General features: G+C 44.1%; 27 protein-coding genes, 1 tRNA gene and 1 pseudogene. 14 read left to right on the top strand and 15 right to left on the bottom strand.

Annotated features, from left to right (window positions below; all coding sequences use genetic code 11):
• Nucleotides 1-58: 58 nt before the first annotated feature.
• Together kdsD and VA249_RS12495 are read right to left on the bottom strand one after the other, a co-directional pair.
• On the bottom strand, nt 59-1,030 hold the full coding sequence (gene kdsD, locus VA249_RS12500; protein ID WP_221068171.1) for an arabinose-5-phosphate isomerase KdsD: 972 nt from the start codon (nt 1,028-1,030) through the stop codon (nt 59-61).
• Nucleotides 1,031-1,067: 37 nt separating this feature from the next.
• A complete protein-coding gene (locus VA249_RS12495; protein ID WP_221068170.1) occupies nt 1,068-2,033 on the bottom strand; it encodes a calcium/sodium antiporter in 966 nt (321 codons plus the stop codon).
• A 398-nt stretch (nt 2,034-2,431) separates the two neighbouring features.
• Here VA249_RS12495 and mlaF point away from each other — a divergent pair, with 398 nt between their 5' ends.
• The 8 genes from mlaF (at nt 2,432) to VA249_RS12455 (ending at nt 7,870) form a co-directional block, all read left to right on the top strand.
• A complete protein-coding gene (mlaF, locus tag VA249_RS12490; RefSeq protein ID WP_211915910.1) occupies nt 2,432-3,235 on the top strand; it encodes a phospholipid ABC transporter ATP-binding protein MlaF in 804 nt (267 codons plus the stop codon).
• Nucleotides 3,225-4,016: a lipid asymmetry maintenance ABC transporter permease subunit MlaE gene (gene mlaE / locus VA249_RS12485; RefSeq protein WP_128810089.1), complete on the top strand. Its 792-nt coding sequence runs from the start codon at nt 3,225-3,227 to the stop codon at nt 4,014-4,016. The genes mlaF and mlaE overlap by 11 nt, the downstream gene beginning before the upstream one ends.
• A 2-nt stretch (nt 4,017-4,018) precedes the next feature.
• Nucleotides 4,019-4,507 (top strand): outer membrane lipid asymmetry maintenance protein MlaD, encoded by a 489-nt coding sequence (gene mlaD / locus VA249_RS12480; RefSeq protein WP_128810090.1) that lies wholly within the window; start codon nt 4,019-4,021, stop codon nt 4,505-4,507.
• A gap of 3 nt (nt 4,508-4,510) precedes the next feature.
• On the top strand, nt 4,511-5,149 hold the full coding sequence (gene mlaC, locus VA249_RS12475; protein WP_221068169.1) for a phospholipid-binding protein MlaC: 639 nt from the start codon (nt 4,511-4,513) through the stop codon (nt 5,147-5,149).
• On the top strand, nt 5,149-5,469 hold the full coding sequence (locus VA249_RS12470) for an STAS domain-containing protein (protein WP_221068168.1): 321 nt from the start codon (nt 5,149-5,151) through the stop codon (nt 5,467-5,469). Before mlaC ends, VA249_RS12470 begins: the two co-directional genes overlap by 1 nt.
• Before the next feature lie 3 nt (nt 5,470-5,472).
• Complete coding sequence (gene ibaG, locus VA249_RS12465) at nt 5,473-5,727, top strand: BolA family iron metabolism protein IbaG (RefSeq protein ID WP_005432865.1); 255 nt, start codon at nt 5,473-5,475, stop codon at nt 5,725-5,727.
• A gap of 9 nt (nt 5,728-5,736) precedes the next feature.
• Nucleotides 5,737-7,002, top strand: a complete 1,266-nt coding sequence (murA, locus tag VA249_RS12460) for a UDP-N-acetylglucosamine 1-carboxyvinyltransferase (protein WP_221068167.1) — start codon at nt 5,737-5,739, stop codon at nt 7,000-7,002.
• Between the two features lie 142 nt (nt 7,003-7,144).
• Nucleotides 7,145-7,870, top strand: a complete 726-nt coding sequence (locus tag VA249_RS12455) for a 1-acylglycerol-3-phosphate O-acyltransferase (RefSeq protein WP_221068166.1) — start codon at nt 7,145-7,147, stop codon at nt 7,868-7,870.
• Nucleotides 7,871-8,009: 139 nt separating this feature from the next.
• Here VA249_RS12455 and VA249_RS12450 read toward each other — a convergent pair whose 3' ends face one another.
• The 6 genes from VA249_RS12450 to arcA form a co-directional block, all read right to left on the bottom strand.
• Complete coding sequence (locus VA249_RS12450) at nt 8,010-8,399, bottom strand: RidA family protein (RefSeq protein WP_211915915.1); 390 nt, start codon at nt 8,397-8,399, stop codon at nt 8,010-8,012.
• Between the two features lie 135 nt (nt 8,400-8,534).
• Entirely contained in the window at nt 8,535-8,996 is a 462-nt protein-coding gene (pyrI, locus tag VA249_RS12445; RefSeq protein ID WP_128810096.1) for an aspartate carbamoyltransferase regulatory subunit, read from the bottom strand.
• A gap of 17 nt (nt 8,997-9,013) precedes the next feature.
• Nucleotides 9,014-9,943: an aspartate carbamoyltransferase gene (pyrB, locus tag VA249_RS12440; protein ID WP_211915917.1), complete on the bottom strand. Its 930-nt coding sequence runs from the start codon at nt 9,941-9,943 to the stop codon at nt 9,014-9,016.
• 90 nt (nt 9,944-10,033) lie between these two features.
• A complete protein-coding gene (locus tag VA249_RS12435) occupies nt 10,034-10,129 on the bottom strand; it encodes an aspartate carbamoyltransferase (protein WP_225923909.1) in 96 nt (31 codons plus the stop codon).
• Between the two features lie 90 nt (nt 10,130-10,219).
• Nucleotides 10,220-11,224, bottom strand: a complete 1,005-nt coding sequence (argF, locus tag VA249_RS12430; protein ID WP_128810099.1) for an ornithine carbamoyltransferase — start codon at nt 11,222-11,224, stop codon at nt 10,220-10,222.
• 156 nt (nt 11,225-11,380) lie between these two features.
• Nucleotides 11,381-12,601: an arginine deiminase gene (gene arcA, locus VA249_RS12425; RefSeq protein ID WP_211915919.1), complete on the bottom strand. Its 1,221-nt coding sequence runs from the start codon at nt 12,599-12,601 to the stop codon at nt 11,381-11,383.
• 585 nt (nt 12,602-13,186) lie between these two features.
• On the opposite strand from arcA, the gene rraB reads away from it, so the two are divergent.
• Nucleotides 13,187-13,603 (top strand): ribonuclease E inhibitor RraB, encoded by a 417-nt coding sequence (gene rraB / locus VA249_RS12420; RefSeq protein ID WP_128810101.1) that lies wholly within the window; start codon nt 13,187-13,189, stop codon nt 13,601-13,603.
• Between the two features lie 149 nt (nt 13,604-13,752).
• Entirely contained in the window at nt 13,753-14,553 is an 801-nt protein-coding gene (locus VA249_RS12415; RefSeq protein WP_221068165.1) for a glycosyl hydrolase 2 galactose-binding domain-containing protein, read from the top strand.
• Between the two features lie 16 nt (nt 14,554-14,569).
• Here VA249_RS12415 and VA249_RS12410 read toward each other — a convergent pair.
• From VA249_RS12410 to pepA, 5 genes and pseudogenes are all read right to left on the bottom strand, one after another.
• Nucleotides 14,570-15,040, bottom strand: a pseudogene (locus VA249_RS12410) (GNAT family N-acetyltransferase); the annotation flags it as partial.
• Between the two features lie 72 nt (nt 15,041-15,112).
• Nucleotides 15,113-15,511 carry a DUF2061 domain-containing protein gene (locus tag VA249_RS12405; RefSeq protein ID WP_005441986.1) on the bottom strand — a complete coding sequence of 133 codons (399 nt, stop codon included), beginning with the start codon at nt 15,509-15,511 and terminating at the stop codon, nt 15,113-15,115.
• 226 nt (nt 15,512-15,737) lie between these two features.
• A complete protein-coding gene (locus VA249_RS12400; RefSeq protein WP_221068163.1) occupies nt 15,738-18,593 on the bottom strand; it encodes a valine--tRNA ligase in 2,856 nt (951 codons plus the stop codon).
• 96 nt (nt 18,594-18,689) lie between these two features.
• The gene (locus tag VA249_RS12395) at nt 18,690-19,139 is read right to left on the bottom strand and encodes a DNA polymerase III subunit chi (RefSeq protein WP_221069948.1); all 450 of its coding nucleotides are present in this window, start codon (nt 19,137-19,139) and stop codon (nt 18,690-18,692) included.
• 115 nt (nt 19,140-19,254) lie between these two features.
• Nucleotides 19,255-20,763: a leucyl aminopeptidase gene (gene pepA, locus VA249_RS12390; protein WP_128810106.1), complete on the bottom strand. Its 1,509-nt coding sequence runs from the start codon at nt 20,761-20,763 to the stop codon at nt 19,255-19,257.
• Nucleotides 20,764-20,962: 199 nt separating this feature from the next.
• On the opposite strand from pepA, the gene lptF reads away from it, so the two are divergent.
• A complete protein-coding gene (lptF, locus tag VA249_RS12385; RefSeq protein ID WP_221068162.1) occupies nt 20,963-22,063 on the top strand; it encodes an LPS export ABC transporter permease LptF in 1,101 nt (366 codons plus the stop codon).
• Nucleotides 22,064-22,066: 3 nt separating this feature from the next.
• Complete coding sequence (lptG, locus tag VA249_RS12380; RefSeq protein WP_221068161.1) at nt 22,067-23,137, top strand: LPS export ABC transporter permease LptG; 1,071 nt, start codon at nt 22,067-22,069, stop codon at nt 23,135-23,137.
• Nucleotides 23,138-23,213: 76 nt separating this feature from the next.
• Here lptG and VA249_RS12375 read toward each other — a convergent pair whose 3' ends face one another.
• Nucleotides 23,214-23,693: an RDD family protein gene (locus VA249_RS12375; protein WP_128810108.1), complete on the bottom strand. Its 480-nt coding sequence runs from the start codon at nt 23,691-23,693 to the stop codon at nt 23,214-23,216.
• 280 nt (nt 23,694-23,973) lie between these two features.
• On the opposite strand from VA249_RS12375, the gene VA249_RS12370 reads away from it, so the two are divergent.
• Nucleotides 23,974-24,058: transfer RNA gene (locus VA249_RS12370), tRNA-Leu, on the top strand.
• Nucleotides 24,059-24,194: 136 nt separating this feature from the next.
• Entirely contained in the window at nt 24,195-24,491 is a 297-nt protein-coding gene (locus VA249_RS12365; protein ID WP_221068160.1) for a hypothetical protein, read from the top strand.
• Nucleotides 24,492-24,582: 91 nt separating this feature from the next.
• Here VA249_RS12365 and VA249_RS12360 read toward each other — a convergent pair whose 3' ends face one another.
• Nucleotides 24,583-26,304: a DUF4955 domain-containing protein gene (locus VA249_RS12360; RefSeq protein ID WP_221068159.1), complete on the bottom strand. Its 1,722-nt coding sequence runs from the start codon at nt 26,302-26,304 to the stop codon at nt 24,583-24,585.
• Between the last annotated feature and the right edge of the window lie 122 nt (nt 26,305-26,426).

Raw genomic sequence — 26,426 nt, 5'->3', positions numbered from 1 at the left:
TGCCTTAATCTGATAAATTAATCGTTAAATTTGTTGTATTGTGCAACTCATGTACAAGTTACATTACGCCTGCTTTCAATAAGTCATGCATATTCAAAGCGCCGACGATTTTGTTATTGTCACATAAAATCAGTGCATTGATGTTCTTGTCTTGCATCATATTCAATCCCTCAACCGCGAGCATTTCAGGGGGCGCAGTCGTTGGGTTTTGTGTCATGACTTCACCAATTTTCGTGGTATGAATGTCGATGCGTTTGTCTAGCGTACGGCGTAAATCCCCGTCAGTGAATATACCAAGCATAGCATCGTGTTCATCAACGATGGCGGTCATTCCTAATCCTTTCTCTGAAATTTCGAGTAATGCATCGCGAATGAGCGCATTTGGCGCGACTTTTGGTAGAGCGCTACCTATATGCATAATATCAGACAGTTTCAGAAGCAGTTTTCTTCCCAGTGCGCCGCCTGGATGAGAAAGTGCAAAATCTTCGGCAGAGAAGCCTCTCGCTTGAAGCAAAGCGACAGCAAGCGCATCGCCCATAACTAATGTTGCGGTTGTGCTGCTCGTTGGTGCTAGACCTAACGGGCATGCTTCTTTCGGTACCGTGATTTGCAGATGCAGATCAGATAGCTTTGCCATGTTTGAGTCGGGCTTGCCCGTCATGCTGATGATGGTGATGTTCAATCGTTTTAGTACAGGAAACAGCGATAAAATCTCGTGGGATTCACCAGAGTTTGATATTGCGATAACAATATCTCCAGCGCTGATCATGCCCAAGTCACCATGAGCGGCTTCGCCAGGGTGAACAAAAAATGCAGAGGTGCCTGTACTTGCGAGGGTTGCCGCGATCTTATTACCGATATGGCCTGATTTTCCCATGCCCATAACAACAACTTTACCGCGGTTAGAAAGAATCAACTCGCAAGCTTGTTCGAATTGCGCATCAAAGTATTGGTCTAGTTGTTGAAGCGCAGAGACTTCGATATCTAGAACTTGTTTAGCAGCAGCACGAAAATCAAACTGAATGGACATATTAATGCTCCAATTTATCGTAATTTATTCTATTTTTTTAAGCGGTCATGTTTGTGAGTAGGTAGCCTTGGTATGCGACGAAACAGACCAATAAAATGCTGGCTTCAATACGATTAATACTGCGTGATTTACCTAAGCACATTGCGACAAGCAGCAGTGATACGCCAAGCATTACCCAGAAATCACGGCCCATAGCGTATTCGCTTAGCATTGATGGGTTGATAATGCCTGGTAGGCCCATTACTGCAAGAATATTAAACACGTTTGAGCCGATAATATTACCTACCGCCATATCGTCTTCACCTTTCAATACGCCAGCTAATGAAGCTGCTAGCTCAGGCAAACTGGTACCAACTGCAATAATCGTTAGGCCGATGACGAGGTCACTCATGCCGAAGAACTTGGCAATAATAACCGCGTTATCAACGAGTATACTTGCGGCAATCGGCAGCAAAATAAGACCGATAACGACCCACATGATGGCTTTTGGATTGCTTACGCCCTCAGGGATTTCGGCTTCTTGCTCTTCAATAAAGGCATCGCCCGCGTTTTGTTCTTTGCGACTTATCTTAAGCATGGCATAGAGGAAGCCACCAAATAACACAAATAACAGAACGCCCTCGTAAAAACCTAAGTGGTTATCCCATAGCAAAATACCAGCAAGGACAGTTACTGCTATCATTAAAGGCAATTCACGACGAATGACAGCAGAGCTGATAGAAAGTGGTTTAATCAGAGCAGTAATACCTAGGATTAGCGCGATGTTTGCGATGTTTGAACCGAGCACATTGCCGACGGCAGTATCGGTTTTGCCATCCCATGCAGCAGTCGCAGATACCATCATTTCAGGCGCGGATGAGCCCATCGCTAAGATTGTCATGCCGATAACTAAAGGTGAAATGCCAACGTTGCGGGCAAGAGCAGCTGAACCGAAAACCAGTTTGTCTGCACTCCAAACGAGTAATACAAGACCGACGATAAGCAACGCTACGGCTTCGAGCATGATAATTCCTAAGTAAGTAAATATGTAAAATGAGTAACCGCCAATTTTGACCTTTTGCAGCGAAAAATGGAAGATAAACAACAAATAAATTAAGACTTAGTAACGAAAATGCGCATCCAATTCGAGTTCTTCTGCGCGATGAGAGTTCGGTTTGCAAATAAGAAGACGGGTGCTGAATTTCATTTTGTTTTTTAAAAGATTAACGAAAGCTAGGATCCTTGAATTAATTGAACAGTGCTTTTAATTGCATCTCAATGTGCTTATGATTGCATCCATAATAAATGTACCGACGTAGTATTGAGATGTTCATCTTTCGAAGTAACCTCAAAATGCTTGGTTCAGCGAGAATGACTTAACGACTTTGTAAGTGAACACTTATAAAGTGTAGAAGAGATAATATGTCGAACAACGATTTAGTTACTTTACATAATCTCACTTTCTCTCGCGGTGATCGTACGATCTTTGATGATATAGATTTGCGTGTACCAAAAGGTAAAGTGACGGCCATTATGGGCCCATCAGGAATTGGTAAAACGACCCTACTGCGTTTGATTGGTGGTCAGTTGTCTCCTGAAAAAGGTGAAATCTGGTTTGATGGTGACAATATTCCCGCGTTGTCACGCAAGAAGCTTTACCATGCACGAAAAAAAATGAGCATGTTGTTTCAATCGGGTGCGTTGTTTACGGATTTGACGGTGTTCGATAACGTTGCATTTCCTTTGCGTGAACACACAGACCTACCAGAGACACTGATTCGAACCATGGTTCTTCTAAAACTCGAAGCGGTTGGACTTCGCGGGGCTGCGGAGTTAATGCCAAGTGAACTTTCTGGTGGTATGGCGAGGCGTGCGGCATTGGCACGTGCCATTGCACTTGATCCTGACCTGATTATGTATGATGAACCGTTCGTTGGTCAGGACCCGATCACGATGGGGGTTTTGGTCGAGTTGATCAGTAACTTAAATCGAGCTTTAGGCCTTACGTCAATCGTGGTATCTCATGATGTTCCAGAAGTAATGAGTATTGCCGATTGGGTTTATTTACTCGCAGACGGAAAAATTGTTGCTTGTGGTACGCCACAAGAGCTAAACGAAAATCCAGATCCTCGCGTACAGCAATTTTTGCAAGGTGATGCCGATGGCCCTGTACCATTTCGTTTTCCTGCACAAAGTATCGAGAAGGACTTATTTGATGGTCGATAACTTTATTCATTTTGTCGCCTCATTAGGAAAGCGAACATTGGCGATTTGTGAAGCCTTTGGTCGAGCGACGCTAATGCTGATTGGTGCTTTGGTTTCTCGGCCCCAGCCCGTCAAAAACTTCCCTTTACTCCTAAAGCAATTGTATTCCGTTGGTGTGCAATCACTGGCAATTATTGTGGTATCTGGCCTATTTATCGGCATGGTGCTCAGTTTACAAGGCTATGTTGTTCTAGTGGATTACGGTGCAGAGGGGAGCCTTGGTCAAATGGTCGCGTTATCGCTTTTACGTGAACTTGGCCCGGTTGTCACTGCGTTACTGTTCGCTGGGCGTGCAGGCTCTGCATTAACGGCAGAGATTGGTTTGATGAAAGCAACGGAGCAATTGTCTAGCTTAGAAATGATGGCTGTTGATCCTCTTAAGCGCGTTATCGCGCCGCGTTTTTGGGCTGGTGTTATCTCAATGCCACTGCTTGCTATGATTTTTATGGCGATAGGCATTTGGGGCGCGGAATTAGTTGGGGTTGACTGGAAAGGCGTTGATCACGGCAGTTTCTGGGCCGCAATGCAATCATCGGTAGAATTAGGTCAAGATATCGGTAATAGCACCATTAAATGTGTTGTATTTGCTATTACGGTTACTTGGATTGCTCTATTTAATGGCTATGACGCTATTCCAACTTCGGAAGGAATCAGTCGAGCAACCACGCGCACTGTTGTGCATTCTTCTTTAGCAGTACTAGGACTAGACTTTGTACTGACCGCATTGATGTTTGGGAATTAATCATGCAACAAACACGTAAAACTGAATTATGGGTTGGCAGCTTTGTATTAGCAGGAATTTGCGCGATTCTTGTGATGATTTTTCAGGTTGCTGACGTAAAAAGCATGGGCTCTGGCAATACTTATACCCTTAAAGCAGAGTTCGATAATATTGGTAGTTTGAAAGTTCGCTCTCCGGTGAAAGTTGGTGGTGTCGTGATTGGGCGTGTAAGTAACATTACACTTAATCCTCAGAGCCTATTACCCGTGGTGAGCTTATCGATTAACAGCCAGTACAATCAATTTCCAGAAACTTCTAGCGTGCAAATTTTGACATCTGGATTGATTGGTGAACAGTACATTGGCTTGGTACCAGGCTTTGTTTTTGATGATGAAGAAATGCTAGTCGATGGCGATACGATTGAAGACACCAAATCTGCATTGGTGTTGGAAGATCTTATCGGTCAGGTTTTATATAGCATTGGTGGTTCAGGCGATTCAGGTAAGGAATAACCCATGTTTTCAAGATTATTACTTTCTTTTGTAGCGGTATTTACTGCATTCGGTGCAATGGCCACTGAAGTAGATAAGACTCAACCCTATCAAATGATGAAGCAGGTTGCGGAAGTGACATTTGATCGTTTGAAAGCGGAACAACCACAGATTAAACAAGATCCAAATTTACTGAAAACCATCGTTGAAGAAGAGTTGATGCCTTACGTTAACGATCGCTACGCAGCATTAAAACTGTTAGGTCCAAATTTAAAAGGGGCAAAGCGTGAAGATGTCGGTGAATTCATTACCGCATTTCGTGCTTACTTGGTAACGTCATACGCGCAAGTGTTAACACAATATTCGGATCAGAAAATAGAATTTGGTCCTGAGCCCTACTTAGATGCGTCTAAACGCGTTACCAGCATCAAAGTTGATATCGTCGACGCACCGCGTCCTAACATCAAACTTGAGTTTAAACTGCGTAAAGATAAGAAAACGGGTGAGTGGTTAGCGTTTGATATGGTGGCTGAGGGTATTAGTTTACTGTCAAGCAAACAGTCAGAGTGGAATACGAAGATTCGCCAAGACGGCATTCTTGCCGTAGCGAAAGACCTTGAGAAATTGGCGGCTAAGCCAATTCGTTTCGAGGCGAGCAAGTAATGGCATCATCTCATAGCCAGTGGCATTTACAGACAGACATTCTTAAGCTTACAGGAGCGTTGGATCGGGATTCCGTACCAGGCTTATGGGCCGTGGCACAACAGTGGATGCCTTCTCAAGCAGAGTTAGAATGCTCGCTAAAGGGGATTGAGCGTGTTGACTCTGCCGGAATGGTGATGTTAATCCACTTAATAGAGCATGCAAAAAAACGAAACTGTCATATAATGCTCAGTTTCGTGCCGGCGCAATTGCGCACTTTGTTTCAGCTAAGCAACGTTGAATCTTTAGTGGCCAAACATATACAGAATTATCAGGGGTAAATTGTGGATAGCGCAAAAGTACAACAGTTACTAGAAGAAGCACTAAACCTTCAAGAAGTGCATGTTAAAGGTGAAGGTAGCCACTATGAAGTGGTTGCTGTTGATGCTTGTTTCGATGGAATGAGCCGCGTTAAGAAGCAGCAGTTAATTTACGGTCCTCTGATGGATTACATCCAGCGTAATGACATTCACGCGCTATCGATCAAAGCGTTCACTCCTGAAGAGTGGGCACGTGACAAAAAGCTAATGTCGCTTTAAGGTTTATTGATGGAAAAGTTTCGAGTTATTGGGTCAGACAAACCACTTGTTGGTGAAGTGACTATTTCAGGTGCAAAAAACGCAGCACTGCCGATTTTGTTTGCGTCTATCTTAGCGGAAGAGCCGGTAGAAGTGGCGAACGTGCCACACCTTCGTGATATTGATACGACGATGGAACTACTTAAGCGTTTAGGCGCTAAAGTAAGCCGCAATGGTTCTGTTCATGTCGATCCGAGCAGCATTAATGAATACTGCGCACCTTACGACTTGGTGAAAACCATGCGTGCATCAATTTGGGCGCTTGGCCCTCTTGTTGCTCGTTTTGGGCAAGGCCAAGTATCTCTACCTGGTGGTTGTGCAATCGGTGCTCGTCCAGTTGACCTACACATTACTGGTCTAGAACAGCTAGGTGCAACGATCACTCTAGAAGATGGTTATGTAAAAGCTGAAGTTGATGGCCGCCTTAAAGGTGCTCACATTGTGATGGATAAGGTGAGTGTTGGCGCAACGATTACGATTATGTGTGCGGCAACGTTAGCTGAGGGTAAAACCACGCTTGATAACGCAGCACGTGAACCAGAGATTGTCGATACGGCGGACTTCCTAAATAAGCTAGGTGCGAAAATCTCTGGAGCAGGTACTGATACGATCACGATTGAAGGTGTTGAGCGCCTTGGTGGTGGTAAGCACAGCGTTGTTGCTGACCGTATCGAAACCGGTACTTTCCTTGTGGCAGCAGCCGTTTCTGGTGGTAAAGTTGTTTGTCGTAACACCAATGCTCACCTACTTGAAGCTGTGCTAGCGAAGCTAGAGGAAGCAGGTGCGTTGGTAGAAACTGGTGAAGACTGGATTTCTGTTGATATGACAGATCGCGAACTGAAGGCGGTAAGTATTCGTACAGCTCCACACCCAGGTTTTCCAACTGATATGCAGGCACAATTTACGCTGTTGAACATGATGGCGAAAGGCGGCGGCGTGATCACTGAAACAATCTTTGAAAACCGCTTTATGCACGTACCAGAGTTGATGCGTATGGGCGCGAAAGCGGAGATCGAGGGCAACACGGTTATTTGTGGTGATGTCGATTCGCTAAGTGGTGCGCAAGTGATGGCAACAGACCTACGTGCATCGGCGAGTTTGGTGATTGCCGGCTGTATTGCTAAGGGTGAAACGATTGTTGATCGTATTTACCACATCGACCGTGGTTACGACAAAATTGAAAATAAACTGGCTGCACTTGGCGCAAATATTGAGCGAGTGAGCGAGGCAAGTTAAACTGCGTTGCAGGTGACTTGGATATCAAGAGAGCCGAAACTCAAGTTTCGGCTTTTTTATATCGCGTTTTCTTTCATAACTTTGATTATGAAAAGACAATAATAGCTGTACCTGGCGCAAAGCCGGTTCCTGGAGAACAACAATGATTGCACTGTTACGTGTATTTGCTGTCGCAATTTTCGCAATTGTGATGTTTATTGGTGGTTGTGGTTACTGCCTATTTAGCCCTCGAAACCCTAAACACGTTTTCACCTTTGGTCGACTTTTCGGCAAGATGTCTCGCGTGTTTGGTATTAAATTAGAATTACGCATTCCAGAAAACGCTTATGCCTGTGGTCAGCATGTTTATATTGCTAACCATCAAAATAATTATGATTTGTTTACGGTCTCTTCTGCGGTCACGCCAAAAGTGGTGACTGTGGGTAAAAAAAGCTTGGCGTGGATGCCATTGTTTGGTCAGCTTTACTGGCTAACAGGTAATATTTTGATTGACCGTGCAAACCGCTCTAAAGCGAAAGGTACGATTGACCAAGTCGTTGATAGCATTAAAAAGAGCGACGTTTCTATCTGGATGTTCCCTGAGGGGACACGTTCACGTGGTCGTGGCTTACTGCCATTCAAAACCGGAGCTTTCCATGCAGCAATTGGTGCAGGGGTACCTATCATTCCTATCGTGTGCAGTTCAACGGATAAAGTGAAATTGAACCGTTGGAATAACGGTCATGTGATTGTTGAAATGCTACCACCAATCAGTACTGAAAATTATGGCAAAGACAGTGTGCGCGATCTGGCGAATCTCTGTCGAGAGCAAATGAAAGAGAAATTGGAAGCGCTGGATGAAGAAGTGAAACAGCGTAATGCCGCTTAAGTTTCACTGCGAAGTCACAGCAAAATGACCATAAAAAAACGGGTAGCCTGAGCTACCCGTTTTTTGTGCTTGCAAACATTTTTCAGCTTATAAACAGTTTTTGGTTTACAAGCAATTTTTAGCTTATGAACAATAGCAATTATTTGCGAACTGCAATTGCTTCAATTTCGATACCTACATCTTTAGGTAGACGTGCTACTTCTACACAAGAACGCGCAGGGTAGTTTGCTACTTCATGCTCATCGAAGAACTTGCCATACACTTCATTTACCGTACCGAAATCGTTTAGATCTTTAACGAATACCGTCATTTTTACGATATCAGTGACTTTAAGGCCTGAAGCTTCAACGACTGCTTTTACGTTCTCTAGTGATTGACGAGCTTGCTCTGCGATGTCTTCAGACACTTCACCTGTTGCTGGGTTTACTGGGATTTGGCCTGAGGTTAGAACCATATTACCTAGATCTACGCCTTGAACGTAAGGACCGATTGCTGCCGGTGCAGATTCAGTGTGAAGTACTTTCGTCATTTGAATGCTTCCATCAGTTTGTGGGGATATAAAGAGTGATCAGTGTGCCTTTAAACACGTGGCACGTAAAGAGCAAAATACCCCGCGAAAGCGGGGTATTAGTCAGTTTAGCGTAAACAGAAAGTGAAATTGCATTTAACGTTCAGTCACAATTTCACGAGCGAATACTTTCTCGCAGTACTTACATCTTAAGCGGATTTCTTCTTTCTTTTTGATAACCGTAAAGCTGCTTGCTACAGGTTCATTATGTGTAATGCAGTTGCTGTTTGGACACTCAAAGACATTACTGATGGTCTCTGGTAATTCAAGAGCTAGCTTCTTAACCACTTCATAGTTTTCAATTTGGTTTACGGTCGCATTTGGTGCGTACAAAGCGAGTTTGCTTGCCTGTTCTTCACTGATGAAGACGTTCTCAATTTTCAACAGATCTTTATGGCCGAGTGCTGATGATGGTAGGTTGAGACCGATAGTCACACGTTGGGAAGAATTGTGCATATTAAATAGCTTTAGCACTTTAATACCGATCAGTGCAGGGATATGGTCGATAACCGTACCATTTTTGATTGCTTCTACCTGCAATTGAGTTTCTTTAGTCATGTGTTTTTCTCCCTCGATTACAGTGTTTCGTTTAGAACCAATGCCAACAGCGCTTGGCGTGCATAAACGCCATTTTCAGCTTGTTGGAAGAAGTAAGCATGCGGTGTAGCATCAACATCAGTGGTAATTTCATCGACGCGTGGTAATGGGTGCAGCACTTTTAGATTCTCACGTGCGCCCGCTAGCATTGATGCGGTTAAGATATACGCAGATTTGATGTGTGCATATTCTGACTCATCAAAGCGCTCTTTCTGAACGCGAGTCATGTATAGAATATCTAGCTCTGGGATCACGCTTTCCATATCGGTATGTAGGCTGTATTGAATGCCTGCCTCATCAAGCTCTTCACAGATGTAATCTGGCATAGCGAGAGCATCAGGAGCGACAAAGAAAAAGCGAATATTGTTAAATTTCGCTAGCGCTTGCGTCAAAGAGTGCACTGTACGGCCATATTTAAGATCACCGACAAATGCGATGTTAAGGTTATCTAGACGGCCTTGCGTTTCGGCAATGGTGTACAGATCAAGGAGTGTTTGTGTTGGGTGTTGGTTTGCACCATCACCAGCGTTAATCACAGGTACGCCATTTGAAAATTCTGACGCTAAGCGAGCCGCACCCTCTTGAGGATGACGCATGACGAATGCATCTACGTAAGAAGAGATCACTTGAACCGAGTCCGATAGCGTTTCCCCTTTATTAGCAAGAGAGGTGTTACCACCATTGTCAAAGCCAATTACATCGCCGCCAATGCGTTGAATTGCTGTTTCAAACGAGAGACGGGTACGTGTGGACGGCTCAAAGAAGCAGCTAGCAACAACCTTATTTTTAATTAGCTCTGGACGAGGTTCTTTTTTTAACTGACCTGCAGTTTCAACAATCAGTTCCAGTTCTTCACGTGAAAGCTCTGGAATAGAGATGATGTGCTTTTGGTAAAGCGAGTTCGCCATGATCTTCTTCCCTATAACAGTGGTGACTATCCCCAAAATTAACCGCCGCGGAATTTTGGACATAAAAAAACCTCCCCAAATGGGGAGGTTTTAAAATTCAATAGAATTAACGAAAATAACAGCACGTAAGCGTAGTCGCTTAGTTAGAGCAAATCGCATTTTTACGTCCGCAATTGGCTTGTTCATTTCGTAATCCTCAGACAAATTGCCGAGCATTATACGCTTAACTTTAGTGAGCGCAAGCGATTACATCATGCTTTTTATCACCAATATTGGTTAACTTCCTAATGTCGCGACCATCACGGCTTTGATGGTATGCATGCGGTTCTCTGCTTCATCAAATACGATAGAGTATTCTGACTCAAACACCTCTTCGGTGACTTCAAGACCTTTCATTCCGTATTTCTCAGCGACCTCTTTGCCAAGAGTCGTCTCATCATTATGGAAAGCAGGGAGACAGTGCATAAACTTCACGTGAGGATTGCCTGTTTGTTTAATCACATCCATGTTGATTTGATAAGGTGTCATAAGCGCTACTCGTTGATCCCACGCTTCTGCAGATTCACCCATAGAGACCCAAACATCGGTGTATAAGAAATCACAACCTTTTACGCCTTCTTCGACGTTCTCGGTAAGTGTGATCTTTGCGCCACTCTGTTGTGCAATCTCTTGGCAAGTCGCCACTAACGCTTCTTCTGGCCAGAACGCTTTTGGTGCAACGAGGCGGATGTTCATGCCCATTTTTGCCGCACCAACCATAAGTGAATTCCCCATGTTATTGCGTGCATCACCAAGGTAAGCAAAGGTTATTTCGTGCAACTGCTTTCCTCGCCCATGTTCTTGCATCGTTAGGAAGTCAGCAAGAATTTGGGTTGGGTGGAATTCATCCGTTAGTCCATTCCAGACGGGGACGCCTGCGTGGGCTCCGAGTTCTTCCACGATGGATTGACCAAAACCACGGTACTCAATGCCATCATACATACGGCCCAGCACTCGTGCGGTGTCTTTCATTGATTCTTTATGACCAATTTGTGACCCCGATGGTCCGATATAAGACACTTGGGCACCTTGATCGAACGCTGCTACTTCAAACGCACATCGGGTACGAGTCGAAGATTTTTCAAAGATTAATGCGATGTTTTTACCTTGAAGTTTCTTCTGCTCTGTTCCTGCATATTTCGCTTTTTTTAGCTCTGCAGACAGTTCGAGCAAAAACTGGATCTCTTTAGTTGAGAAGTCCAATAGCTTCAAAAAGTTGCGATTACGGAGATTGAAAGCCATAGCTCGTCCTTAAGTACGTTAGTGGTGATAAGATAAAAGCATTTAAACATATAAATGCTTTTATTGTGAATAATTATTTTAAAGTAATAACAAAAAAGGTTGATGCATACACATCAACCTTAGTCTTTATTCTGTAAATATAGTGAGTATCTGTTCTCAAATATCGTCGCGTTCGATAGGACAGCTCATGCAACGTGCACCGCCACGACCACGGCCAAGCTCATTGCCCGGAATGGTTAATACCTCAATGCCTGCTTTGTCGTATTTCTCGTTGGTGTAAACATTGCGCTCGTAACCAATAACGACACCTGGTTTTACAGTGAGTACGTTGTTGGCATCGTTCCATTGCTCACGTTCAGCCTCATAACTGTCACCACCCGTTGTGATGATTTTTAATTGGTCTAAACCGAGTGCGGATTCAATCGCGTGCAGATAGTTGTGTGAGGCTTCAACATGCATTTCACCATTTGTTTTTGGTGTTAAGCGCCATGTGTCGAGATCTTTGCGCATGATTTCAGGATACACAGAGAATGTATCCACATCCATGTGTGTCATCACCGTATCCAAGTGCATGCATGAGCGATGTTTTGGTAAATCGATCGCAATCACTTCTTTCGCTTGGCCTGATTTGAAGAGGTTTGCCGCTAGGTTTTCGACACCTTGTGGGGTTGTACGTTCGGAGATACCAATCAGAACAGCCCCGTTGCCAATCACCAATACATCCCCCCCTTCGATGTTGGCATTGTCATAGTGGAGATCTTCATCGCCAAAGTATTTGATAAAGTCTTGTCCAGCAAAGGTAGGGTGCCAGTGATATATTGCTCTAAGATGATTGGTCTCACGCTGGCGAGCGGGCATCATCATCGGATTAAGAGAGACGCCACCATATACCCAGCAAGATGTATCACGAGTAAATAGGTGATTTGGCAGAGGTTCAATAACAAAATCAAGAGGCTGCTTCATCTTTGGCAGCATAGAAGATGATTGAATAGGCAGTTCTGAATAAGCTAAACCGCCAAGCAAGATTGTGGCTAGGTGTTCGTTGTCCATCGCCATGAAATATTGGCGTAAATCTCGAGCGAAAGTTGGGCCATAGCGGAAGTCTGATATTTGAGTGCCGAGTAACCACTGTTTGGCTTCTGGCACGTCGAGTGTTTCTACGAGCAAATCATGCAACAGCAATACTTCAACGCCTTGACCACGCAATGTACGAGCAAATGCATCATGTTCTTCGCCTGCAGCTTCAACCGCAAGTACATCATCAAACAATAAATCATGACAGTTTGATGGGGTCAGGTGGGTTAGGGCACGCTCTGGGCGATGTAATAGTACTCGTCTTAGTTGACCGACTTCTGAACCAACGTACAGCTTACTCATTTTGTATCCTTACAAATTTTCCAGCGGTTAGTTATGACAAGCTTGAAGCAAAGATGCAAGTTGTAGTGCTTTGCTAATATCCTGCGTATTATTATTTTTATGTTCGATTACTCTACATTGTTTGTTGTCATGTTTACTTTTCGATATTTTATTTTTTACGAGATAGTTGGGGAAAAGTGCGTTTTTATTCTTTTCTCTTTCGATTATGCGAAATACACGGTTTGTGCATAAAAGATGACTAAATATTCCCAAATATGCACATGCGGCTGTTTCTTTATTCGGATCACTTCTCATGTTCCTGTTTGACTGTATTCATTCCATAGTCATAAACACGCAAAGCGCGTGGAATTTAGGGTGTCTTGGGTTTATTAGGATCTTCTGAATATTAAATATTCACGGTTTTTGTTAATTTTTTGTTTTTTGTAATTGGATTTCTAATTTAGGAAAGAAATAATCACTGAGAATCGGTTCTGATTGCGGTTTGTTTGTGGCTTTTCGTTGCGATCCATGCCATATTTCACCGCATCAGCGTACTCAAGTTTTGGGTATAATGTTTCTATCAAGTCACTAATCTGGAGCTAATACATGTCTCACGAAGATGAATATCTATCAGTAGAAGAATTAATTGAGATTCAAAAGGAAGAGACTCGCGATATCATTGCAGCACTGCTAGAAGACGGCAGTGACCCAGATTCTCTATACGAGATCGAACATCACCTGTTTGCAGAAGATTTTGACACGTTGGAAAAAGCGGTAGTTGAAGCATTCAAAATGGGTTTTGATGTGCTTGAAGCAGAAGAAACAGAAGATGAAGACGGCAATAAACTGCTTTGCTGTGATGCAACGATGGAGTCTGCGCTAGATGCAGAGGCAATTGACGCACAGGTTGAGAAGTTGGTTCATCTTGCAGAAAAATACGACATCATTTATGACGGTTGGGGTACTTACTACGAAGGCGAAGATGCGCTTTACCCAGACGAAGATGATGAAGACGAAGAGTAATCGACTCATTAATACAAAGAGAAAGCCAGCGCTTAGTGCTGGCTTTTTTGTGCCTGTCATTTACGAAAGTGACATAAGCATCGTGATTCGTGCATATTGAAGTCACTTGAGTATATAATGCGTGAAAATTGATCTAGCTCAAGGTGTATATGCAACTCTCACTCGCCGGTTTATGGCAAGTCTCTCCACTGACGGACCTTTCTATCCCACAGGATGACATCACTTTCCCAGCTCCTTTGAGTCAGGTTTTACCTGCTGAACTGACAGAAGAAGCAATTCGTCAGCAAGAGTGGCATCTGATGCACGACATTGAAGTGGACGAATCCATGATGGCATTTCCAGCGGTAGAAATGGTGTTGGGTGGTGTGGATTACCATGCAGAAGTGCGTTTGAACGGAGTCGCATTGTTTGACTGTGACGGCTCACAAAGCGTGTACAAAAAAGACATTCGCCCATTCATGCAGATGGGACGTAACCGTTTTGAGATCTTGTTCCTTGAAGAAGAAGAAGATCTTCTGCTGGATGAGGACAAACCAGAGTTGTGCTCACTTGCGGATCATGAATACCAAAAGAGTGATGATCGCTTAGGGGTATGGCAAGAACCGTATTTGCAGTTCATTCGCAATGTACGTTTAGACCGTGTGGCAACCGAGCAGATTTGGCACCACGGTGGTGGTTGCGAGTTTAAAGTAGACTTGTACTATCAAACTTTTGCGCCGGGTCTCGTATCGGCCTCGGTTAAATTTAATAGCATGACTTACCATATTCCTATTGATGTACGAGCGGATCATGCGAGTGCTTTATTCCAGGTCGAAGCGCCAAAATATGCCGATTTGAATGATCCCGATCCAAAAGATCTCTATGAACTCGTGGTGGAGTTGGATGGGCAACGCCAAGCATTTACAGTGGCACTTAGCCAAGAGCTCTGTGTTACCCATCTTGTACTTTAAGTTTGGGGATAAAACGCTATAACGTTTTAAGCATCACGACTTCACATGCATCATGCCCTGTTTGTCCTAGCGGGGCATCGAGATGCTCAAAGCCTAGCTTTTCATACAAGCCTACCGCTTCTCTTAGACATTCTGTCGTTTCTAAATAGCACTGCTGATACCCAAACTGTTTCGCCAGTTGTAAGCTCAATGCGACGATGCGTTTAGCTAAGCCGTGCCCTCGTGTTTGAGGTAAGAAGTACATCTTTTGCAGCTCACACACATTTGGCTCACCAGCTAAAGGTGCAAAGCCGCCGCCGCCCACAATCTCGCCTTGGTATTCGACTACCCAGTAGGCTGCGCCTTGTTGGTCGTAAACCGAGTGCATGTCATCCAGTGTTGGATCGGCCACACCATAACCTTTGTCTGCGGTTAAGCCATACTCAGCAGAGACTTTTCGAATGACTTGAGCAATGCCAGGGTTATCTTGCATTGTCATTGTACGGAGGGTGAAACCAGCAATTTGTTCCATGTTTTGCCTATAAAAAAGGGTCACGAGTGGTGACCCAATATATTTCGTTTAAGCGTGTTGGTGCAAACAAAACTGTGGTGCTTGGCTATCTGATTTGCGCATCCATACTTTCTCGTGAAAGTAGTAAGCCACTGTGTTCAAGCTTGGCTCTAGCATCGCCATGATACCGCCGACAAACGCATCACCTGTTAGCAAGTAAACCACGCTAAAGGCAACACTGAAGTGGATAGTAGCAAAGCTTGCGGTTTTTAATTTGGTCATCCACTGACGAGCTTTAAGCGCTGGGACTTTTGCCCATGCCTTTTCATGAAAGTAGAAAGCGACGGTGTTCACTGAAGGCTCAATCATGGCAATTAAACTACCAATTAGAATGTCGCCAGTAAGCACGTAAGCGACACTAAACGCGATAGTAAAATGGAGTGCTGCAAAGGTTAGTGTCTTTTTCATGATAATTACTCAATCGTTGTGTTGTTTCGTTAGGTCTATTATTGAGAATTATTATCATTAAATCTAATGGGCAGTTAAGATTAGTTTGATAGGTAAAAACTATTAAATAGGAGGGAGGGGAGGAGAAAAGATCGAATATCTTTGAAAGCTTTCCGAGCGATAAAATGCAAAAAGGGCTGATGCTTTCACACCAACCCTTTGATTCTTTTATTCTAGCTTTTAGCGATTAAAGTGCAGCGATCGTTGTCTTCTGCTCTTCTAGCTTAGCTAGCGTCTCTTTGTAGCCGTCAAGCTTCTCACGCTCTTTAGCAACAACGGCTTCAGGCGCTTTTGCTACGAAGCCTTCGTTACCTAGTTTGCCTTCGATACGCTTGATTTCGCCGTGAGTCTTCTTGATTTCACCATCTAGACGAGCAAGCTCAGCGTCTTTGTCGATCAGACCCGCCATTGGGATCATCAGCTCAGACTTAGCAACCAATGCCGTTGCACACGCTGGCGTTTCTTCACCTGCTGCAAGTACGCGTACTGATTCTAGTTTTGCTAGAGACATCAGTACTTGTTTGTTTGCTTCTAGGCGAGCTGCGTCTTTTTCGTCAGCTTTAAGCATTACATCAAGCGGCTTACCTGGGTTGATGTCGTATTCAGCGCGTAGGTTACGGATGCTGGTAATGAACGCTTTCACCCATTCAATATCGTCTAGCGCTTCTTGGTTGAAGTTTGCTTCGTCGAATTGAGGCAGTGCTTGCAGCATAATTGTCTCGCCTTCTACACCTTCAACCAGTGGCTTGATGCTTTGCCAGATAGTTTCAGTGATGTAAGGAATCACTGGGTGAGCTAGACGTAGAGTCTTCTCAAGAACTGTGATTAGCGTACGACGAGTACCACGTTGTTGCGCTTCAGTACCTTTCCATAGAACTGGTTTAGTTAGCTCTAGGTACCAGTCACAGAATTGGTTCCAGATGAATTCGTAAAGCGTGTTCGACGCCATATCTAGACGGAAGTTGTCGATATGGTTGTTGAACGCTTTCGCCGCGAGTTCAAACTGAGACTCGATCCACTTGTCCGCTAGTGAGTATTCAATCTCACCACCGTTGAAGCCACAATCTTGCTCTTCTGTGTTCATCATTACGTAACGGCTTGCGTTCCATAGTTTGTTACAGAAGTTACGGTAACCTTCAAGACGCTTCATATCCCAGTTGATATCGCGACCTGTTGATGCCATTGCTGCAAGAGTGAAACGCAGTGCGTCTGTACCGTATGCTTCGATACCGTTTTCAAACGTCTTACGAGTGTTCTTCTCGATCTTTTTCGCTAGCTGAGGCTGCATCATGTTACCACAACGCTTCTCTACTAGAGACTCTAGATCGATACCATCGATCATGTCGATTGGGTCAAGTACGTTACCTTTCGACTTAGACATCTTGTCGCCGTTTTCGTCACGGATTAGGCCAGTAACGTAAACTGTTTTAAATGGTACTTGTGGTTTGCCGTTTTCGTCTTTCACGAAGTGCATGGTCATCATGATCATGCGCGCAACCCAGAAGAAGATGATGTCGAAACCAGTCACTAGTACGTCTGAAGGGTGGAAAACTTTCAGATCGTCAGTTTGCTCTGGCCAGCCTTGAGTACCGAACGTCCATAGTGCAGAAGAGAACCATGTATCCAGAACGTCTTCGTCTTGGTGAAGTTCAATGACTGACTCTAGGTTGTTGTTCTTACGAACTTCGTCTTCGTCACGACCTACGTAAACATTGCCTTGGTTATCGTACCAAGCCGGGATGCGGTGACCCCACCATAGCTGACGAGAGATACACCAGTCTTGAACGTCACGCATCCAAGAGAAGTACATGTTTTCGTACTGCTTAGGAACGAATTGGATGTCGCCGTTTTCTACTGCTTCAACCGCTGTTTTCGCTAGAGGTGCAGTACGTACGTACCATTGGTCAGTTAGCATTGGTTCGATAACCACGCCACCACGGTCGCCGTAAGGAACTTGTAGATCGTGATCTTTTACTTCTTCAAGTAGACCTAACTCGTCGAATTCAGCAACGATAGCTTTACGAGCAGCAAAACGCTCCATACCGTGGTATTTAGCTGGTAGTTCTGTGCTGTACGCGTCGCTTGCTTCGCCGTTCGTGTTGAACACTTCAGAAGCGTCACGGATGTTCGCGTCGAAAGTCAGAATGTTGATCATTGGTAGTTGGTGGCGCTTACCAACTTCGTAGTCGTTGAAGTCGTGCGCAGGTGTGATTTTCACACAGCCAGTACCTTTTTCCATATCTGCGTGCTCATCGCCCACGATTGGGATGCGACGCTCAACGATAGGAAGGATGATGTCTTTACCAATAAGATCTTTGTAACGTGGATCTTCTGGGTTAACTGCAACACCAGTATCGCCTAGCATGGTCTCTGGACGAGTCGTAGCAACAACGATGTAGTCTTTGCCATCTGCGGTTTTAACGCCATCTGCGAGTGGGTAGCGGAAGTGCCACATGTTGCCTTTGGTGTCTTTGTTCTCTACTTCTAGATCTGAGATAGCAGTGTGTAGCTTTGGATCCCAGTTAACTAGACGCTTACCGCGGTAGATTAGATCGTCTTCGTATAGACGAACGAACACTTCTTGAACGGCGTTAGACAGGCCATCGTCCATCGTAAAGCGTTCACGATCCCAGTCTACAGATGCGCCAAGACGACGAAGCTGTTTGGTGATAGTGCCGCCAGATTCGCCTTTCCATTCCCAGATTTTGTCGATGAAAGCTTCACGACCGTAATCGTGCTTTGTTTTGCCTTCTTCTGCAGCGATCTTACGCTCAACAACCATCTGTGTTGCGATACCTGCGTGGTCCGTACCTACCTGCCAAAGAGTATTTTTACCCTTCATGCGCTCACAACGGATAAGCGTATCCATGATCGTATCTTGGAACGCGTGGCCCATGTGTAGGCTACCAGTGACGTTCGGTGGCGGAATCATGATGCTGTAAGCTTCTTTAGTAGTGTCACCGTGTGGCTTAAAGTAGCCTTTCTCTTCCCAAGTCTGATACAGAGCTTGTTCGATTGAAGTTGGGTTGTATGTCTTTTCCATAGCGCTCTTTTAATGGATACGTTGATGGTTGAATCTAAGTCAATCTTTATAAGTGAGGGATCTTCGTAAGATCACCTTAACTATAAGGATTGACCGTTAAGGATAATCAATTTCGATTGTTTGCAGTTGGTATCCTGCTTGACGATAAATTTTATACCTTTCTCTTGCGAGCTGTTTAGCTTTTTCTTCGCAAGGGACGAAGTCTACCACTTGAGCAAACTTGTTCGCAAAGGTTGTCTCATTTTCCGCCAAATTAATTACTAACTGACGATTCCAAGATGGCTTAACACCCTCATGGCCGATTTCTATATTCGTAGCGTATTTGGGCCCTTCACCTACGAGATTATGTGCCATGTACTTATCAGCATCAATTTGCCAGAAAGCCTCAGCAAGTTGCTCCGCGTGCAATTTATCTTGGCAGTTCAAATATACTTTAGCGCCTTGACGAGCAAAGTGCTGAGTCAAAAACACGATGTATTGTTCAAACCCCGAAACGGTGGCTTGTGGGCTTTCTTCTTTAATGATGTAGAAAGTGGCGTTGTGCATCATTCTCTCGTTTGCTTAAGGTCTCATCCTAAGACCATCTTAACCCTCATTCATTCTCAAGAATATTGGGATAATAAAAAAGGGCCTTGCGGCCCTTTTTGATGTTGTTCAGAAATTACTCTTCTGTCTCTTGGCCGCTGCGGTTCAAAAGGAATTGGACAAGCATTGAGACAGGGCGACCTGTTGAGCCTTTTGCTGCCCCTGATTTCCAAGCAGTACCCGCGATATCAATGTGCGCCCAGTTGTACTTCTTAGTAAACTTAGACAAGAAACAACCCGCAGTAATTGTGCCAGCTGGACGGCCACCGATGTTTGCCATATCAGCAAATGGGCTCTTCAACTGTTCATGGTACTCATCTGCCATTGGTAGACGCCATGCGCGGTCACTTGCTTGCTCTGATGCGTTTACTAGCTCGTGAGACAGTGGGTTGTGGTTTGAAAGTACGCCACTGATGTGGTGGCCAAGTGCGATAACACAAGCACCGGTCAACGTTGCAACGTCAACCACACAATCTGGTTCGAAACGCTCTACGTAAGTCAGTGCATCACACAATACCAAGCGACCCTCAGCGTCTGTGTTCAGAACTTCAACGGTTTGACCAGACATGGTTGTTAAGATATCACCTGGACGGTAGGCGTTGCTGCCTGGCATGTTTTCACAACCTGCAAGTACGCCAACTACGTTTAACGGTAGATTTAGCTTCGCCAGTGCTTTCATGGTACCGAACACTGATGCCGCACCACACATGTCGTACTTCATCTCATCCATACCTTCACCAGGTTTTAGTGAGATACCGCCTGAGTCGAAAGTCAGGCCTTTACCAATTAGTACGATAGGTTTTGCATCTGAATCTGGATTGCCTTTGTACTCGATGACCGACATCATAGATTCATTTTTGGAGCCACGACCTACCGCTAGGTAAGAGGTCATGCCTAGCTTTTCCATCTCTTGCTCACCAATGATTTTGGTCGTGACTGTTTCGTAGTCATCGGCAAGACGACGAGCTTGAGAAGCTAGGTAAGCTGGATTTGCTACGTTAGGCGGCATGTTGCCTAGATCTTTCGATGCTTTTACACCAGACGCAATCGCTAGGCCGTGAGAAATAGCTTTCTCGCCTAGGTTTAGCTCACGACGCGTTGGTACGTTGAACACAAGTTTACGCAGTGGGCGACGAGTTTCTGGTTTCACACTCTTGAATTGGTTGAATGTGTATAGACCATCTTTTGTTGCTTCAACAGCCTGACGAACTTTCCAATAAGTATCGCGGCCTTTAACGTGCAGCTCTGTTAAGAAACATACGGCTTCCATTGAGCCTGTTTCGTTAAGTGTGCTGATCGTCTTTTGAATGATTTCCTTGTACTGGCGCTCGCCTAGTTCACGTTCTTTACCACAACCAACGAGTAGAACGCGCTCTGACAAAACACCTGGTACTTGATGCAGTAGCAGCATCTGACCAGGTTTACCCTCTAGATCACCACGGCGAAGTAGTGAACTGATGTAACCGTCACTGATTTTATCAAGTTGTTCGGCTACTGGAGAGAGGCGACGTGGTTCAAACACACCAACAACGATACATGCGCTACGTTGTTTCTCTGGACTGCCACTTTTAACACTGAACTCCATGCGTACTCCTACATCCTGAAGACAAATTGCTCTAAATGTTAGATAATGAACGCTTACTTGTTGAATTTAAGCTCTAGCATTACCACTGAGCTGATTTAAGCGCTAACATTTAGTTTATAATTTTTAAAAAAATAAATGGTTCAACGGGAAACTATAGTGATTCGACCAAAAAAACAAGTTTTGTATAGGTAATTTCAGCGTGATTATTGTTAGATATTTGATCCGCGAAACACTCAAGAGCCAATTTGCGATTTTCTTCGTGCTTTTTTTGGTGTTTGTGAGTCAGAAGTTCATCAGTGTACTTGCTGACGCTTCTGATGGGGATATTCCAGCCGGTTTGATTTTCTCTGTTGTAGGTTTAAATATGCCTGCGATGGGGCTTTTGATGCTGCCATTAAGTTTGTACATCGGCATATTGATTACCTTTGGGCGTCTATATGCAGAGAGCGAGATAGTGGTTATGAACGCGACAGGTATCGGGAATAAGTTCTTGGTACAGGCGGCGTTGTATTTAGCATTGATTACCTCTGCTGTTGCGGCTTTCAATGCTTTATGGTTATCACCTTGGTCTCAAGATCGCGTTGAACAACTGTATGAACAGGTGGCAGCGGAAAACAGCGTTGATCTTTTGAAAAAAGGGCAATTCCAAGGTACGCCAGATGGATCTTCGGTTGTCTTTATTGACGACATAAAAAATAGCACACTCAGCAATGTGTTTGTTGCGCAGATGCGTCCACGAGATTCTATCTTGCCTAGTGTGATGTTCTCTTCTTCTGGTGAAGTAAAAGAACTGTCCGATGGGCGTCAGATCATCACCATGCATGAGGGGACGCGTTATGAAGGTGTGCCAACTCGCGTTGAATACATGGTGACTAAGTTTGATCAGTACGAAGGTGTAATTGGTCAACGAGAAGTGAAAGAAAAAGGTCGTGATTGGGAAGCTTACCCAACGGTGGATTTAATCGGGCATCCAGATCCGGAAGCTCAGGCTGAACTGCAATGGCGTATTTCTCTATTTGTCTGTATTCCATTGTTGACGATGCTCGTCATTCCTCTTTCTGCGGTGAATCCGCGTCAGGGGCGCTTCGCTAAGATGGGACCCGCGATTTTGATTTACTTAGCCTATTTCCTAGCAATCAGTGCGACGAAATCGGCACTGGAAGATGGAGCGATCCCTGCTGCAATTGGTATGTGGCCGATCAATGCTATGTTGCTCATTGTCGCTATTTTGGCAAACATGATGGACAGTGTTCCTGCTCGACGTATGAAAGACAAATTCCGTAAGAAGAGGCTCGCGTAAGCTGTGTTCAAAATCTTAGACCTATATATCGGTAGAACCATTATTTCTACCACAGCCTTGGTTTTGGCGACCTTTGTTGGCTTGTCGGGCATCATTAAATACGTAGAGCAATTGCGTAAGGTTGGGCGTGGTGCTTACGATTTGATGCATGCTCTTTACTTTGTATTGCTGAGTATCCCTCGCGATGTTGAAATGTTTTTCCCAATGGCGGCACTGCTGGGGGCATTGATTGGCCTTGGTATGTTAGCATCAAGCTCTGAACTTGTTGTGATGCAAGCCGCAGGTTTTTCAAAGTTGGACATTGGCCTTTCGGTATTGAAAACGGCAGTGCCTCTGATGCTCATCGTGATGACGCTTGGTCAGTGGGGGGCCCCAGAGGCGCAAAAAATGGCACGTGACTTACGAGCATTTGCCCTGTCTGGTGGTAGCATTGCTTCGGTTCGAGCTGGGGTATGGGCGCGTGATGCCAATGACTTCATCTTCATCGGTAAAGTTGAGGATGACAAGCTTTATGGTTTGAACATGTGGCGCTTTGATGAAAATAAGAACCTCGACAAAGTGATCTTTGCGGAAGAAGTGGATTACCAGCAAGATAACAATTGGTTGATGCGCTATGTACAAATCACGGATATGGAAAATGAAAATGTCATTACTAAGCGTGATTTAGAACAGATGGAATGGCATACCTCTTTAGCGCCAGACAAGCTAGCGGTAGTGACGGTTAAACCAGAAGAGCTTTCTTTGAGTGGACTGTATGATTATGTCACTTATTTAAAAGCTTCAGAGCAAGATGCTTCTCGCTATGAACTCGCGTTTTGGCGTAAGTTGACTCAGCCGCTATCTATCGCAGTGATGATGTTAATGGCACTGTCATTTGTGTTTGGCCCGCTGCGCAGTGTGACGATGGGGGCGAGAGTGCTTTCTGGCGTGGTTGCAGGCTTTACGTTCTACATATCCAGTGAATTCTTTGGTCCGCTTACTTTAGTTTATGGCATACCGCCAGTATTTGGTGCCTTAGCGCCAAGCTTGGTGTTCTTAGCCATTGCGGTTTCGCTGTTACGAAGAAAGCTATAGTTATTTAATAGATTATCGGCATAAAAGAAAAGGAAAGCACAGTGCTTTCCTTTTTTTGTTTGCTTTTCCCGCTCTGCTATCTCGCTTTTGGCAAGACCACAACTTCGGTTTTTGCCCAGATGTCATGGAAGCCTCGTTTTTGCGGATCAATTGGAACCGTTAGGTTTGCCAATCCAAAACCAGAGGTTGCCAAGCGAATTAACGCTTGAGTGATGGTAATAGGCCCACCATCTTTGCTGTTACGGATCTGCATCTTCCAAGCTCGCATCCCTAGGGTTTGTCCTGCTCTTGTCCAGAAAAATACAAAGAAGTAAATCCATACCGCTGCAAGATATAATGTGAACAGCGGGCTTAGCACCGGATGTTTTCCTAGCATATCAGCAGCATCCACATATTCGCCATAGCTTAATAACCCTGCTGCATTCAAAGCAAAAACAATTGCCATGACAACTCCCGCAGCCATCATCTCGATCGCGAGAATGATAAGAGTGTCATAAATCAAAGCCGCGATTCGACGAAAAAAACCGGCGGGTGGAAGAGTCGTTGAAGTAGTCATAGTTCTATCACTTACCTTTAAAATTGTGCGTCAGAATATAGATTCCGCTTGCTTGTGAAAAGAGACCTAACGCACAGAGTCACAGTTTACGATCAGATTGATTATGTTATTCGAGAAAGTTTAGAGACAGCAGTAGAGGGGAATCACCCATCAGAATAGATTCTTTATCACACTTTGTGGCTAAATTATCAGCAAACGGTCGTTATCAAAGATTTTTCTGCTTGCGAAGCATAAAAGCTTACGTATAATGCCAATCATCAAAGGGCAATAGCCCAAAGATGCCGGTATGGTGAAATTGGTATACACGACGGATTCAAAATCCGTTGCCTTCGGGCGTGGCGGTTCAAGTCCGCCTACCGGTACCATATTTAAACAACAAAGCCTCGACGAAAGTCGGGGCTTTGTTGTATCTGCTCTAATAAAAATCTCGTTGTTCTTTCCTTATACTCAGATTGAATAATATTGATGGCTAATGTGAAGTAGCCTTTAGTCGAGCACAAAATGACAAGTAACAGACAGCTATTCATTAAATTTATCGTACTTATTGGGCTTCTCGGCTTTGTGAGCGTAGTAGGGTATAACTTCATCACAGAAGGCATACATGATGCAGTGATCTTCACTCCCATGATAGATGATTTTATGTGGGGGATTCTTTGTTCGCTTATTGGCGTTGTTAGCTTTGCTACCGTACTGAGTAACAAATCAGTATCTGGAAAAATGTGGCATGTGCTGAAAGGTGTTTTCTTTTTAGTCAGTGGGTTAATGATGCTATTTAGTGGTGTAAAGGCATTGTTTTAATTAGAAAATGCACGGTCTCTTCATAGAAAAAAACAAGATAGAACAAAGCCTCGGTACAGCCCGAGGCTTTGTTGTTTGTGACGCGTTATAATTACTTTTCTTTTAGAGATAGCCTGTGGTCTAGTTGCGCTTCATACAGTGATTCTGGAAACACTCGCTTACCGTTTGACTCGATATATGCTTGTGCAACATTTGGTGCAGGTAAGTGTTTGTATTCCGCCCATTGCTTTTGCGTTGCAGCCTGCATGTATTCTCGTTGGGATTGCACCTGTAAAGGATTGCCATGTAAACCAATTAAGTGCGGCATGATTAATTTACCGTATTTGCCATCACTGGACATAAAGTAGAGATCTTTGTTCGACTCCCCCAAGTTTTCAGCATTCCACAGATATAAGCCTTTCAGGTGATTTGGTTGGTTCTGCACAGCGGCTCCCCAATGTCCTTTTACAAATCCACCTCTCACATTGTCAAATAAATTATCCATAGATTGAGCACCATGCAAATCTAGCCCCATCTTTGGCGAATATTGGCTACGCAAAATGACATTGTGGGTAGAAAACTTTGATAAACCTGGAGCATGCCATGTATGAGCCGAATCATTCACATCCTTAATTAGATTGTGGTTCCCGTATAAAATGGACAGCGCTAAATGGCCTGGGTTACCCGTTAAGGTGATGTCTTGCACCGTGGTGTTGAATGAGTTAGCTACCTGTATGCCTTGGCTAAAGTTCGTGATTTTCACGTTTTTAATCCAGCTATCTACAGCAAGCGATAATCGGAGAAAACTATAACCACTGTCGTGAATAGCATTTTTGTGATGGATAAAATCGCCATTCCAAGCACCCTCAAAACTTAAATCTTGGATACCAATATTAGCCGCAGGGTTTATTTTTGATACGGTCCATGTGTCTTGAGCGATGATGTTATGGGCAATAGGTACATCAAAGGTCATTCGATTGCCATTGATCGCGATAATCCGGTGCTTTTCGAGTTTGCGTAGATTGGCTGCAAGAGCGGCCCAAAGTGGTTTTCCTTGTTTGTTTCGTTCAAATTTATAAGGATCAATCGCTTCTTTTATTCGTTCCTGATTAGAAATGTTGCCCTCAAGTTCAACATAGTCTCCCACATTAAAGGTACTTGCATCGGCCACATATACATCAAAACTACTGCCTCGAATTGCGTCTTTCACTACCTTTGTCGTAGTGGCGGTTTTAAATTTAGATTTATCCCCTCCAACTTGAACTAGGTAAGGCGTTGACCACATCTTACTTTCTGATTCTGGAAATAAATGATCTTTCATGACAAGAATGGTTTTGTCGGTACCATCGCCCTTTATTACGATGTTGCTGCCAATAATTCGGATGGTTTGATGGTGAGTGATTTGTTGTTTATCTTTTTTATCAATTAGTTGATTGTCAGAGTCTGAATTGATTATGTAACGTCCTTTTGGAACATAAAAGATCGCGCCATTTGTCCCGTTTTTGACATACTCTGAAACGGCTTTTGCCATACGTTGAAAAGCAGGTTTATCGCTTACGTTGTCGTTAGCAATGGCCCCAAAATCGAGTATGTTGAATACCTTATAGCTAGGGTCAATATTTTGAGGTAAGGGGGTAGCCCCTGTCTGGTAGCCTGCATACGAAAAATTAGGTGGAATCAATCCATCTAGCTCGTATTTGTTAACATCAATGAGATCGCTATTGGCGTTTCTGCTCGCTAAATAGTTTTGCCAGTATTGAGATGTGTTTTCAGATGCGGTTGCTGTTGTAGCAACAGAGGCTACTATCAATAAAGAGTAAATTTTTTTATGCATGACATATCCATTATTTTCTTTCACTTTCTTTCGTTTTTGTGTTTTATCTGATATTTGGCATTAAATGAAGAATTTTGAAATGTTTAGTGGTGAGCCGTCACACTATAAATTCATATATGTGA

The sequence above is a fragment of the Vibrio alfacsensis genome (assembly GCF_019670485.1).
GTDB classification, from domain to species: domain Bacteria; phylum Pseudomonadota; class Gammaproteobacteria; order Enterobacterales; family Vibrionaceae; genus Vibrio; species Vibrio alfacsensis.
The sequence above is the reverse complement of the archived record's forward strand: the minus strand, read 5'-3'. Positions and strand labels throughout refer to the sequence as shown.